Consider the following 12,927-nt stretch of genomic DNA (forward strand, 5'->3'; position numbering starts at 1 on the left):
CTGCGCACGAGGACATTAAGTGGCGCGCGGACCCCCGAGGATCAAGGCGTCCGGCTCACGCGCCCGCGTTTGCGTCCTCTCGGCGTTCGCCATGGACGAAGATCGGCTTCGCGCCCGCAGAGACCACATCACCGTTGATGATGATCTCCTCGACGTCGTCGGCCCCCGGCAAGTCGTACATGGGATCGAGCAGAATGCTCTCCATGATCGACCGCAGGCCGCGGGCGCCGGTCTTGCGCTCGATGGCCTTCTTGGCGATGGCTGACAGCGCGTCCTCGCGGAACTCGAGCTTCACGTCCTCCATCTCGAACAGCCGCTGGTACTGCTTGACCAGGGCGTTCTTCGGCTTGGTGAGGATCTCGATCAGCGCCTCTTCGTCCAGGTCCTCCAGGGTCGCAATGACCGGCAGACGGCCCACGAATTCCGGGATCAGACCGAACTTCAGCAGATCCTCCGGCTCGACCTCGCGCAGGATCTCGCCCGTGCGGCGGTCGTCCGGCGCCCGGACATCGGCGCCGAAGCCGATGGACGAGCCCTTGGAGCGGTTGGAGATGATCTTCTCCAGCCCGGCGAAGGCACCGCCGCAGATGAACAGGATGTTGGTCGTATCCACCTGCAGGAACTCCTGCTGCGGATGTTTGCGGCCGCCCTGGGGGGGCACGCTGGCGACCGTGCCTTCCATGATCTTCAGCAGCGCCTGCTGCACGCCCTCGCCCGACACGTCGCGGGTGATCGAGGGGTTGTCCGACTTGCGGCTGATCTTGTCGACCTCGTCGATATAGACGATGCCGCGCTGCGCCCGCTCGACGTTGTAGTCGGCCGACTGCAGCAGCTTGAGGATGATGTTCTCCACATCCTCGCCGACATAGCCGGCTTCGGTGAGGGTGGTCGCGTCGGCCATCGTGAACGGAACGTCGATGATCCGGGCCAGCGTCTGCGCCAACAGGGTCTTGCCGCAGCCGGTCGGGCCGATCAGCAGGATGTTGGACTTCGCCAGCTCCACATCGTTGTTCTTCGCCCCGTGGGCCAAGCGCTTGTAGTGGTTATGCACCGCCACCGACAGGATACGCTTCGCGGTGTACTGGCCGATCACGTAATCGTCCAGCACCGTGCAGATATCCTGGGGGGTGGGCACACCGTCGCGGGACTTCACCAGCGTGGTCTTATGTTCCTCGCGGATGATGTCCATGCACAGCTCGACACACTCGTCGCAGATGAACACCGTCGGGCCCGCGATAAGCTTGCGGACCTCGTGCTGACTCTTTCCGCAGAAGGAGCAGTAGAGGGTGTTCTTGGACTCGCTGGAGCCGCTGCCGCTACCAGATTTGCTCATGGTTCTCGGCCCTGTTTACCTGTTCCATCGGTTCTATGTTAGCCACCCGGCCCGCATAGTCACAATGCGAAATATCCCACGACGCCGGTAAATAACCCCTTACCAGCGGTATACCGCGAGAAACCGGATTCAGCTTTTCGTATAGGAAGGACAATCCGCGACCGTCAGCCGGCGCCGTCTTCCACGGGACTCGCACGCTTGTCGATCACCTGATCGATAATGCCGAAGCCCTTCGCGGCCTCCGGAGTCATGAAGTTGTCGCGCTCCATGGCCTTCTCGATATCGTCAAGCTTCTGACCCGTGTGCTTCACGTAGATCTCGTTCAGACGGGCACGCACCGCGAGGATCTCGCGGGCATGGATCTCGATGTCGGTCGCCTGGCCCTGGAACCCGCCGGACGGCTGGTGAACCATGATCCGGGCGTTCGGCAGCGCATAACGCTTGCCCTGCGCACCGGCGGTCAGCAGCAGCGAGCCCATGGAGGCGGCCTGGCCGATGCAGACGGTCGACACGTCGGGACGGATGTACTCCATGGTGTCGTACATCGCGAGACCCGAGGTCACCACGCCGCCCGGCGAGTTGATGTACATGGAGATGTCCTTGGTCGGGTTCTCCGCTTCCAGGAACAGAAGCTGAGCGCAGACCACGCTGGCGACCGCGTCGTTCACCGGACCCATCACGAAGATGATCCGCTCCTTGAGGAGGCGCGAGTAGATGTCGTACGCGCGCTCGCCGCGGTTGGTCTGTTCGACCACCATCGGCACCAGGGAGTTCATGTAGATATCGGCCGGGTTGGCCATCGTGCCTCTTCCTTCGTCCGGTTGGTCGCGGGCCGTTGCCCGACCCCTCTACTGTCACGTCCCCTTAATATGGGTCGTCGGAAGCGCCGGCACCAGTGTGTCGGTTGCCGGCGCGCTCCGGTCAGTCGTCGCCGTCCGCCTCGGCGTCGGACTCGTCGGCCTTCTTCTTCGACTTCGAGGCCGTCTTCGCCTTGGAGGAAGCCGCCTTCGGCTTCGCCGCGGCCTTCTTCTTGGCCGGCTTCTTGTCGGCGTCGTCCGCCGTCTCCGCACCCTCGTCCTCGGCGTCCGGATCGCGGAACAGCTCCTCGGCGGTGACGGTCTTCTCGGTCACCTTGGCCATCTCGACCACGAAGTCGACGACCTTGTCCTCGAACAGCGGCGCACGGACCTGGGCCAGGGCCTGCGGGTTCTTCTGGTAGTAGTCGAAGACGAACCGCTCCTGACCCGGGAATCGGGCAGCCTGCTCCTGGATCGCGCGGGACACTTCCTCGTCGGTCACCTGGATGTTGTTCTGGCGGCCGACCTCGGACAGCAGCAGGCCCAGGCGCACGCGGCGCTCGGCGATGCCGCGGTACTCGGCGCGGTCTTCCTCGCTGAGCTTCTTCTCGTCGGCGTCGTGACCGGCATCATGATCATGGGCGTGATCGTGGTCATGATCATGGTCGTGGTCATGCCCGTGATCATGGTCATGGTCATGGTCATGGTCATGGTCGTGATCCTGGGCCGCCTCGCCGCCCGAGTGATGGACGACCTGATGCACGATGCCCTTGTACTCCTCCTCCACCATCTTCGGCGGAACCTCGAAGGAGTGCTTCTCGGCCAGGATATCGAGGAGCTGACGCTTCATGCGGGTGCGCGTGGCGGTCAGGTACTCGCCCTTCATCTGCTCGCCGATCGCCTCTTTCAGGGCGTCCAGCGTGTCCAGGCCGAAGCGCTGGGCGAAGGCGTCGTCGATCTCGACCGGCTTCGGCTCGCGGATTTCCTTCACGGTGACGTCGAACACCGCTTCCTTACCGGCCAGGTGCGACGCCTGGTAGTCGTCCGGGAAGTTGACGGTGACGGCCTTCTCCTCGCCGGCATTCACGCCGACGAGCTGGTCCTCGAAGCCCGGAATGAAGGTGTTGGAGCCGAGCTCCAGGTGATGCCCCTCGGCGGCGCCGCCGTCGAAGGCCTCACCGTCGATCTTGCCGACGAAATCGATGACCACGACGTCGCCGGTGGCGGCCGGACGGGCCTCCTCGATCGGGGCCGACTCCTTCTGGCCTTCCGACATGCGCTTCAGCGCGTCGTTGATGTCGTCCTCGCTCGGCTCGGCGACGACGCGCTCCAGCTCGAGCGTGGAGAAATCGACGGTCTCGATCTCCGGCATCAGCTCGACCGAGAGCTTGTACTCCAGGTCCTTGCCCTTCTCGTAGGAGGTGATCTCCACGTTGGGCTGGGAGGCCGGACGCAGGTCGCGCTCGTCGAGGGCGCGCTGGGAGCTCTCGTTGACCGACTTCTCGATCACCTCGCCCAGCAGCGAGTCGCCGTAGCGCTGGCGCAGCAGGGCCGGCGGCACCTTGCCCGGACGGAAGCCGGGCATATTCACCTGCGGCGCGAGCTCGACCAGACGGCCGTTCAGCTCCGCGTCCAGATCCGCCGCCGGAATGATGATGGTGAATTCGCGCGTCAGTCCCTCGTTGAGGGTTTCGTTCACTTGCATAAGGAAAAATCCCGCTCGAACAGGGCCATTTTTGTGGCGTGGGCCAGTGTGTCTCTTCCCCGGCTGAGCGCGCGTCCTGGCCGCATGGTGCGGGTGGAGGGACTTGAACCCCCATGGCTTGCGCCACTGGAACCTAAATCCAGCGTGTCTACCATTTCCACCACACCCGCGCCGGGCAAACGCGCCCACATTGGGGACGCGCACTGCTATATGACGGCGGGGGCGACGTCAACCGTGCCCGGGGCCGCGCGGCCGGCGAACGCCTGGACAACCGCCGCAAAGCGCCTGTCGGCGGCCCCCGCCGGACGTCACGCCGTCAGGGTCAGCCTTTCGACAGGCTGCGGATCTGCGACGACTGGGCGATCCGCCCATCGTCGGTATAGGCCTCGTGGTTGTCGTCGATCTCGGCCAGCCGGTAGAGATAGTTGATCATCATCCCGCAGGACTGGCGGAAGCCGTTGGCGGAGCGGTCGCCCAGCCAGTTGAGCCGCTCCATGCGGGCGCCGTTCGACAGGTGGAAATGCGCCACCGGGTCGCCCGCGCCGTTTCCGCCGCGCCGCTTCTCGGTGGTGAGGTACTTGGCGGCGCCGCGCATCAGCGGACCCTTCAGCGCCTCCGACAGCTCCTCGTCGTCCCACCAGCCGTCGGTGCCGAGGGCGACCTTGATCAGCTCCACATCGGACGCTTCCTTGCCGGGCTCGAGCGCCTGAACCAGCGCCTTGCGCTCCGAAGCGGTCAGCGCCGGCACCTCGCCCTCGTCCAGGCGGGCGCCGAGCCAGCGCCGGTAACCCGGAATCGGCGACAGGGTGGCGAAGATCTTCAGGTTCGGCAGTTCGTTCTTCAGCACGTCGACCACGCGTTTGATGAGGAAGTTGCCGAAGCTGATTCCCGCCAGACCGCGCTGGGCGTTGGAGATCGAATAGAAGATCGCGGAGTCGGCGTTCTTCGGATCGCTGGCCGGCGCATCCTCGTCCAGCAGGGTCTGCACGTTGTCGGACATGCCGGCAACCAGCGCCACCTCGACGAAGATCAGCGGCTCGTCCGGCATGTTGGGGTGGAAGAACGCGAAGCAGCGCCGGTCGCTGTCCAACCGGTTCTTCAGATCCTCCCAGGACCGGATGGCGTGCACCGCCTCGTAGGCGATCAGCTTCTCCAGCAGGGCGGCCGGCGCGCTCCAGGTGATGCGCTTCATCTCCAGCAGCCCGACATCGAACCAGGCGGCCAGCAGATCCTTCAGGTCGGCGTCCAGATCGGCCAGTTCCGGGGTCTCGCGGGCCAGCGGCAGCAGTTCGGCCCGCAGGTCGACCAGGAACTTCACCCCTTCCGGCAGGGCGGTGAAGCGGCGCAGCAGGGTCCGCCAGCGCGGCGTCAGCGCCGCCCGCAGGGCCCGCTCGGCCTTGCGGCGGCCGGCCTCGTCCTTGGCCTCGCGCAGCTTGGCCATGGCGACCTCGACCGCCTGATGGTCGGTGCCGAACTCGGTCGCCAGCAGCCCCAGGAACCGGTGCCGTCCGATCTGGTTCAGGGACAGATAGGAACGGCCCAGATCGGCCGCGCGCACCCGCGCGGTGACCTCGCCGCCCTTGTCGGACAGGCAGTCCGACATCTGACCGCGGATCTTCTCCAGATCGTCGGACGGCAGGTCCGGCCGCGGTTCGCCGGTCCAGTAATGGCGGGTGGAAACGGAAATGTCGGACCAGGCACCCCTCAGGTTGCGCAGGGTCCGATCCAGAAAACTCTCAACGGTCGCGTCGCTCATAGCCGAAGCATGCCTCTAACCCGGATTCCCAACAACTGACTTAACCTGCCGTCAGATGCGTTTTTATGACGCCCCCGTTTTCGGCGCCGCCTGCGCTCAGGTCGCAGGCTCCTTCGTGGCCAGCAGACGCAGCTTCGGCCAGGTCTCCGCCGTATGGTTCAGATGCCAGCCGTTGCGCGCGAGGAAGACCGGGTCCCCGTCGTGATCCTCGGCCAGATCGCCGCCATGGGCGTCGGTGAACCGCTTCAGCTCCGCCGGATCGTCGGCGGCGATCCACCGGGCGGTGTGCAGCCCGGCGGATTCGAAGGTCACCGGCACGTCGTACTCGGTGCGGATGCGGTCGGCGAGCACCTCGAACTGCAGGGCGCCGACGACGCCGACGATCCACTGGCTGCCCAGGCGGGTCTTGAACGCCTTGGCCGCACCTTCTTCAGCCAATTGCTCAACAGCGCGCGACAAGTGCTTCATTTTCATAGGATCCAGCGGACGTACCCGCTGCAGAAGCTCCGGCGCGAAGCTGGGGATGCCCTTGACGTGCAGGTCCTCGCCCTCGGTGAGGGTGTCGCCGATCCGCAGGTTGCCGTGGTTCGGAATGCCGATGATGTCGCCCGGCCAGGCGTCTTCCGCCACCTCGCGGTCGCGGGCCAGGAACAGCACCGGGTTGTGCATGGTCATCATCTTGCCGCTGCGCACGTGCTTCAGCTTCATGCCGCGCTTGAAATGGCCGGAGCTGAGCCGCACGAAGGCGATGCGGTCCCGATGCTTGGGATCCATGTTCGCCTGGATCTTGAAGACGAAGGCCGAGACCTTGTCCTCCGACGGGAGGATCGGCCGCTCGACCGCCGGCTGCGGGCGCGGCGACGGCGCGAACTCGGCCACCCCCTCCAGCAGCTCGCGCACCCCGAAATTGTTCAGCGCGCTGCCGAAATAGACCGGCGTCATCGTCCCTTCGCGGAACGCCTCAAGGTCGAATTCCGGGCACAGGCCACGGGCCATTTCGACCTGCTCGCGCAGCTCCTTGACCTGGGCGGCGGGCAGCAGCTCGTCCAGTTTCGGGTCGTCCAGCCCCTTGCACTGGATGCCCTCGGCCGGGCGGTCGTTGTTGCCCCGCTCCACCAGGATGAGCTGGTCGCGGAACAGGTCGTAGCAGCCCTTGAAGCTGCGCCCCATGCCGATCGGCCAGCTCGCCGGCGTGACGTCGAGCGCCAGGGTCTGCTCGACCTCGTCCAGCAGCTCGAACGGATCGCGGCCCTCGCGGTCCAGCTTATTGACGAAGGTGACGATCGGCACGTCGCGCAGGCGGCAGACCTCGAACAGCTTGCGGGTCTGCGCCTCGATGCCCTTGGCGGCATCGATCACCATGACCGCGCTGTCGACGGCGGTCAGCGTGCGATAGGTGTCCTCGGAGAAATCCTCGTGGCCCGGCGTGTCGAGCAGATTGAAGGTCCGGCCCATATACTCGTAGGTCATGACCGAGGACGCGACGGAGATGCCGCGCTCCTGCTCGACCTTCATCCAGTCCGAGCGCGCACGCCGGCGATCGCCGCGCGCCTTCACCGCACCGGCCAACTGGATGGCGCCTCCGAACAGCAGAAGCTTTTCGGTCAGGGTCGTCTTGCCGGCGTCGGGGTGCGAGATAATCGCAAACGTACGACGCCGATCCACTTCCTCGGCCAGGCTGGGCATGGACATTTCCGCTCGGTATCTGGACCGGCGCTAGATAAACCCCGCGCCCGTGATCATCAAGTAAAGGCTCGGCGCTGGACGCCGAGGCGCGGGGCGCTTATGCACCTATCCGATGTTCTCGCGCAAAAAACCTCTGCTCCGCCCCCGCAGCGTTCCTATCGCCTGGCTCCTGCTCGGCGGCGTCGGCGCGCTCGTGACCCTGTCCCTGGCCATCGTGCTCGCCACCGGCTTCATCGCCGCCGGGCAGAACACGGTCGAACTGATCCGGGACCGGGTGGTGGAGGTGATGCGCGTCGTCACCACGCGCACGGAGACGCATCTGCGCACGGCCGCCGACCATGCCCGGACCGTCGCCCGCATGATCGAGACCGAGCAGTTCGATTTCCGCTCCGGCGATATCGACCGGGTCCGGCTCACCATGGCGGCGATTCCGCAGATCCGAGGCACCGCCATCGTCCTCAAGGACGGCCGGACCATCCGGATCGGGCGCGAGGATCTGGTCGCCCGCGGGACCTGGACCGATATCGGCGTGACCCGGGAGAACTTCGACGCCGTCACCTCGGGGGACAGCGTCACCTGGACCGACCCGATCTGGGCGAAGGATATCGGCCGTGCCCTGGTGGTGGCCCGCTATCCGATCCGCCGCGACGGTGAGGTCCTGGGTTTCGTCGCCAGCGGCATCACGACCGACGACCTGTCCACCTTCCTGGAGCGGCTGTCGACGCCGGCGGTCCGCGCCTTCCTGCTCGATTCCGAGAACCGGGTCATCGCCCACCACCGCACCAACTTCAACCTGCCCAGCGACCACAGCGACGTGGCGCCGACGGCGGAGGAAATCGGCGACGAGGTTCTGGCCGCCTATGTGCGCGGCGATACCGAGAAGACTACCCTGCTGCGCGGGCTGCCGGACCTGAACTCCGCGGTCGTGCGCGGGGACGACATCGACTACGCGGTCATCACCGCGCCGTTCCGCGCGGTGGCGCCGCTGCAATGGACGGTCGGCGTGGTCGCCAGCACGGAGAGTTCGGAAATCCTGTTCACCCGGCTGTACGGGATCCTGATCGCCGGCGGCACGGTGCTGGCGCTGACGCTGTTCCTGCTGTGGCGGGTCGCCCAGTCGGTCCGCCAGCCGGTGACCGCTCTGGCGCTGGCCTCGGACGCGATCCGGCGGCTCGATCTGGACGACATCCCCGACGCGCCGGCGACGACGGTCTCCGAGCTGCGCGACGCCTCGGCGGCGTTCTACAGCATGGTGAGGGCGCTGCGCTGGTTCGAGCTGTACGTGCCGCGCCGGCTGGTCAAGCGGCTGATGGACGCGCCCCAGACCGACGGCTATCCGACCCGCAGCCGCGAGGTCACCGTGATGTTCACCGACATCACGGGCTTCACCGAGCTGTCGGACGGCAAGGATGCCCGCGAGATCTCCGAGCTTCTGAACGCCCATTTCTCGCTGATAGCCCGCTGCGTGGAGGCCGAGGACGGCACGATCGACAAATATATCGGCGACAGCGTCATGGCGTTCTGGGGCGCGCCGAGCCGGCAGGAGGACCACGCCGCCCGCGCGATCCGGGCCGCCGGCGCCATCGCCCGGGCGATCCATGCCGAGAACGAGGTGCGGACCGCAGGGGACGAGCCCCCGGTGCGGATCCGCATCGGGCTGCACTCCGGCACCGTCGTGGTCGGCAATATCGGGGCGCCGGGCCGGGTCAACTACACCCTGGTCGGCGAACCGGTGAACGTCGCCAACCGGATCGAGCAGCTCGGCAAGGAGGTCGATCCAACGGCCGAGATCGTCGCTCTGGCCAGCGACGTCACGGTGACCGACGCCGGCGGCCCGCCCGCCGACGCGCAGAGCCTCGGCGAGCGCGCCCTGCGCGGGGTGTCCCATCCGATCCGCGTCTGGCGGCTGCGCTGACCGCTCAGACGTCCAGCCGGCGCCCCGCCTCGCTGGACGCGTAGGCGGCCTCCACCAGCTCCATGTTGCGCAGATAGGCGCGGCCCTCGTTCTGAGCCGGCGTACCGGCGCGCCAGGCCTCGACGATATGGGCGTTGGTGGCGAACACGCTGTCGCCGCCGAAGCCCCGGTTCTCCCAGGCATAGGCGTGCTCGGCCTCGGCCCCGCCATGGGGCTTCCAGTAGAGCCGGCCGGCGCCGTCGAGGCGCAGCACGCCGCCCTCCCCCTCCAGCCACATCTCGCCCATGGTCAGCCGGGTGTTGTCGGCCACGTGGTCGTTCAGCCGGTTGCCGTCGACCAGGCCGGTGCTCCCGCTCTCGAAGCCCAGCAGGATGTAGCCCGCATCCTCGCCGGCGAGCACCGGATTGATCCGCCGCAGGTCCGCGTAGAGCGTCACCGGCTCGCCCATCAGCATCCGGAAGGTGTCGATCAGATGCACGACGGTCTCGTGCACCAGGAACCGCGTCATCTGCTGGAAATAGGGCTGGCGGTCGAGATAGGCGCGCGGCCCCTGCCCGTCCCCCGGCCGCATCCGGAAGGCGACCGAGTGCAGCCGGCCGAACCGGCCGCCGTCGATCGCCCGCCGGGCCTCGCGGAACCAGGGCTGGAAGCGGAAGTTCTCGTGCACCGCCAGCCGGATCCCGGCGGCCTCCGCGTCGTCCACCAGCCGCCGGGCGGCCTCCAGGTCCGGCGCCAGCGGCTTCTGGCAGATCACGTCGATGCCCCGGGCGGCGCAGAGGGCGACCAGCGGGGCGTGGGTGGCCGGCGGGGTGACGATGTCGACCAGGCTCGGCCCGGTCTCGTCCAGCATCCGCGCCACGTCGTCGAACACCCGGGCCTCCGGATGATGCCGGGCGCGGACCGCCTCGGCCCGGGCGGGTTCCCGGTCGCACACCGCAACCACCCGCGCCCCGGGAATGCGGGTCCAGGCCTCATGATGGAACGCCGCGAAATAGCCGCAGCCGACGATCGCGATCCGGTCGGTCATCCGTACCTCCTGTCAACGCCGTGAGGCTGGTCCAGACGCCGCTTGTGCGCAAGCGCCTGCCATGGCACATCGCCCCCATGTTGCGCCCTGCCCTCCTTGTCGGCTTCGCCCTCGCGGTCCTGGGATGGAGCCTCTACGGCCAGCCGGCCCTCGCCCAGCCGACCGGTGCGCCGTCCGGAAACAGCCTGCAGGAGACGCTGTCGCGCTCCCTGGCCCCCGCCACCAGCCCCGATCTCGAGGGCATTCTGGACGAGGCGGACAGCGACATCACCCGCTGGGAACAGGCGCTGGAGATGTTCCGCCTGATCGGCGGGCGGGCGGATCTGAGCCAGGAACAGCTCGCGATCATCCGCACCCAGATCCTCGAAACCAAAGGGGTGATCGAGGAACAGCGGCGCCGGCTCGACGCCCATATCTCAGAATTGAACGCCCAGATCGCCTCCCTCGGCCCGGCCCCGGAGGACGGTCTGGAGCCGGACGCGGTCCTGCGCCGGCGCGGCGAGCTGACGGAACGGCTGCGCGAGATCGAAGGCCGGCACAAGGAAATCGGCCTGCTGATCGAGCTGGCCGACCAGCTCGTGGAGCGGATCGGCGTCGCCCGGGTCGCGGAACTGCGGGACCGGCTGTTCACCCAGTATCCGACGCCGCTGCGCCCGGACGTGCTGCTGACCGGCCTGCGCGACGGGCTGGACGTGCTGGCGCGGATCGTCTCGGCGCCGGTGATGGATCTGCGCCGGTTTCTCGAGCGCGGCACCACGGCGCTGCCGCCGCTGATCTCCGTGACGCTGGCCGCGCTGGCCTTCTGGCTGGCGTCCCTGTTCTGGCTGGAGCGGCGGTTCGGTCCCCATGGAGAGCCCGGCTCCTATTCCCGCAAGGTGCTGGCCGCCGTGGTCGTCGCGATCTCCCGCGGGCTGGCGCCGGCGGCGGTGATCGCGGCACCGATCTACGTGACGGACCAGTTGGCGCTCGCCTCCGGGTTCGCCGCCATCGTCCTGGTATCGGCCCAGGAAGCGCTGGTGCGCTATCTGTTGCTGACCGGGCTGATCCGCGCCGCCCTGTCGCCGCACAACACCCCCTGGCGCCTGCCCGACATTCCCGACGCATCCGTCTCGGTGATCTGGCGGCGCTCGCTGATCCTGCTGACGACGCTGCACGTCGCCCTATTCCTGATCCAGGTGGCCCAGAACCTGGACATCACGCCGGAGCTGCGCTCGAGCTTCGCCCTGGTGTTCAGCCTGCTGATCGCCACCAACCTGCTCGCGCTGCTGCGCAGGGTCTATTGGGAGCCCCAGGCGCAGACGGTCTTCGGCGACGACGAGTCCGACGATGCGCGCGCCGGGGTCGATCCGGGAACCGTCATCCGCTGGGTGCTGATCCTGGTCGCCGTCGCCGGTGTGGCCTTCGCCATCGTCGGCTACAGCGAGGCGGCGATCTGGGTGCTGTCGAAGCTGATCGACATCAGCTTCCTCGCCCTCGCCCTGATCATGGCACGCGGCCTGATCCGTGATCTGGCCGGCATCGTCGACGACCAGGAGACCCGCCCCCACCGCTGGATCCAGCGCATCGCCGGGGCGAGCGACACCGCGATCACCCGGACGATCTTCTGGTTCAATATCCTGATCGATCTGGCGACCTTCGCCGCCGCCCTGATCGGCGTGGCGCTGATCGCCGGCATGAGCGCGGGGGATCTGTACCTGATCGTCCTGCGCACCCTCGACGGCTTCGACGTCGGCTCGGTCCGGATCTCGCCCGGCAGCCTGCTGGCCGGGCTGGTGGCGTTCTTCGTGGCCCTGGTGATCACCCGGATGATCCAACGCGGGCTGGTGCGCCGGATCTTCCCGCACACCCATATCGACACGGGCGTGCAGCACTCGGTGACCGCCGGCATCGGGTATGTCGGCGTGACCCTGGCGCTGCTGACCGGCGTGGCGGTGGTCGGCTTCGACCTGTCGAACCTCGCCCTGATCGCCGGTGCGCTGTCGGTCGGTATCGGGTTCGGCCTGCAGGCGATCGTCAACAACTTCGTGTCCGGCCTGATCCTGCTGGCGGAGCGGCCGATCAAGGTCGGCGACTGGATCAAGATCGGCGCCTTCGAGGGCACCGTGAAGCGCATCAACGTACGCGCCACCGAGATCCAGACCTTCCAGCGCTCCGAGGTGATCATCCCGAATTCGGAGCTGATTTCCTCGGCCCTGGTCAACTATACCCACAAGGACAAGTACGGCCGGATCGACGTGGCGGTCCCCGTCAGCTACGGCGAGGATCCCAAGCGGGTCGGCGACATGCTGCTCGAGATCGCGTCCGAGCACCCGATGGTCGCCACCTGGCCGGAGCCGTACCTGTATTTCCACGGGTTCGACGACGTGGCGATGCGGCTGCAGCTGCGCGTCTATCTCACCGACATCAACAACTTCCTGACGGTGACCAACGACCTGCATTTCGCGGTGGCAGAGCGCCTGCGCGCCGCCGGCATCGCCTTCCCGCGGCCGCACACGGACACCCGGCTCCGGCGCGACGACGTCCAGGACCGCATGCTGGGCCCGGTCCCGACGGAACCCGCCTTCGACCACCAGGCGCCGAAGGGCGGAGAGATGGACAGCTAGAGGGGTGGGCCGGCCCTTCGACACGCCCCTGCGGGGCTGCTCAGGGCGAGGTCAAAACAACAACCGTCATCCCGAACTCGTTTCGGGACCTCATGCTTCATCATC

At 67.3% G+C, this 12,927-nt stretch carries 8 protein-coding genes and 1 tRNA gene; 2 read left to right on the forward strand and 7 right to left on the reverse strand.

Features of this window, described 5'->3' with window-relative positions; translation table 11 throughout:
• Positions 1 to 55: 55 nt before the first annotated feature.
• The 6 genes from clpX to T8K17_RS18985 form a co-directional block, all read right to left on the reverse strand.
• A complete protein-coding gene (gene clpX / locus T8K17_RS18960) occupies positions 56 to 1,333 on the reverse strand; it encodes an ATP-dependent Clp protease ATP-binding subunit ClpX (protein ID WP_322331295.1) in 1,278 nt (425 codons plus the stop codon).
• A gap of 164 nt (positions 1,334 to 1,497) precedes the next feature.
• Complete coding sequence (clpP, locus tag T8K17_RS18965) at positions 1,498 to 2,133, reverse strand: ATP-dependent Clp endopeptidase proteolytic subunit ClpP (RefSeq protein WP_322331296.1); 636 nt, start codon at positions 2,131 to 2,133, stop codon at positions 1,498 to 1,500.
• 121 nt (positions 2,134 to 2,254) lie between these two features.
• Positions 2,255 to 3,835 (reverse strand): trigger factor, encoded by a 1,581-nt coding sequence (tig, locus tag T8K17_RS18970; RefSeq protein WP_322331297.1) that lies wholly within the window; start codon positions 3,833 to 3,835, stop codon positions 2,255 to 2,257.
• 85 nt (positions 3,836 to 3,920) lie between these two features.
• A tRNA-Leu gene (locus tag T8K17_RS18975) sits at positions 3,921 to 4,005 on the reverse strand.
• A 152-nt stretch (positions 4,006 to 4,157) separates the two neighbouring features.
• On the reverse strand, positions 4,158 to 5,591 hold the full coding sequence (locus T8K17_RS18980) for a malonyl-CoA decarboxylase domain-containing protein (protein WP_322331298.1): 1,434 nt from the start codon (positions 5,589 to 5,591) through the stop codon (positions 4,158 to 4,160).
• Positions 5,592 to 5,687: 96 nt separating this feature from the next.
• Positions 5,688 to 7,277 carry a peptide chain release factor 3 gene (locus T8K17_RS18985; RefSeq protein ID WP_322331299.1) on the reverse strand — a complete coding sequence of 530 codons (1,590 nt, stop codon included), beginning with the start codon at positions 7,275 to 7,277 and terminating at the stop codon, positions 5,688 to 5,690.
• 112 nt (positions 7,278 to 7,389) lie between these two features.
• Between T8K17_RS18985 and T8K17_RS18990 the strand changes: the two genes are divergently transcribed.
• Complete coding sequence (locus T8K17_RS18990; protein WP_322331300.1) at positions 7,390 to 9,192, forward strand: adenylate/guanylate cyclase domain-containing protein; 1,803 nt, start codon at positions 7,390 to 7,392, stop codon at positions 9,190 to 9,192.
• 4 nt (positions 9,193 to 9,196) lie between these two features.
• On the opposite strand, the gene T8K17_RS18995 is transcribed toward T8K17_RS18990, so the two are convergent.
• Positions 9,197 to 10,219, reverse strand: coding sequence for a Gfo/Idh/MocA family oxidoreductase (locus T8K17_RS18995; protein ID WP_322331301.1), 1,023 nt, complete (start codon positions 10,217 to 10,219; stop codon positions 9,197 to 9,199).
• A gap of 77 nt (positions 10,220 to 10,296) precedes the next feature.
• On the opposite strand from T8K17_RS18995, the gene T8K17_RS19000 reads away from it, so the two are divergent.
• Positions 10,297 to 12,822 carry a mechanosensitive ion channel family protein gene (locus tag T8K17_RS19000; protein WP_322331302.1) on the forward strand — a complete coding sequence of 842 codons (2,526 nt, stop codon included), beginning with the start codon at positions 10,297 to 10,299 and terminating at the stop codon, positions 12,820 to 12,822.
• Positions 12,823 to 12,927 lie beyond the last annotated feature (105 nt).

The organism is Thalassobaculum sp. OXR-137, from assembly GCF_034377285.1.
Lineage (GTDB): Bacteria > Pseudomonadota > Alphaproteobacteria > Thalassobaculales > Thalassobaculaceae > Thalassobaculum.

What these genes read in the sequence shown, in the direction of transcription:
- clpX (WP_322331295.1), bottom strand. Translation starts at nt 1,333, where the DNA reads ATGAGCAAATCTGGTAGCGGCAGCGGCTCCAGCGAGTCCAAGAACACC.
- clpP (WP_322331296.1), bottom strand. Translation starts at nt 2,133, where the DNA reads ATGGCCAACCCGGCCGATATCTACATGAACTCCCTGGTGCCGATGGTG.
- tig (WP_322331297.1), bottom strand. Translation starts at nt 3,835, where the DNA reads ATGCAAGTGAACGAAACCCTCAACGAGGGACTGACGCGCGAATTCACC.
- T8K17_RS18980 (WP_322331298.1), bottom strand. Translation starts at nt 5,591, where the DNA reads ATGAGCGACGCGACCGTTGAGAGTTTTCTGGATCGGACCCTGCGCAAC.
- T8K17_RS18985 (WP_322331299.1), bottom strand. Translation starts at nt 7,277, where the DNA reads ATGCCCAGCCTGGCCGAGGAAGTGGATCGGCGTCGTACGTTTGCGATT.
- T8K17_RS18990 (WP_322331300.1), top strand. Translation starts at nt 7,390, where the DNA reads ATGTTCTCGCGCAAAAAACCTCTGCTCCGCCCCCGCAGCGTTCCTATC.
- T8K17_RS18995 (WP_322331301.1), bottom strand. Translation starts at nt 10,219, where the DNA reads ATGACCGACCGGATCGCGATCGTCGGCTGCGGCTATTTCGCGGCGTTC.
- T8K17_RS19000 (WP_322331302.1), top strand. Translation starts at nt 10,297, where the DNA reads ATGTTGCGCCCTGCCCTCCTTGTCGGCTTCGCCCTCGCGGTCCTGGGA.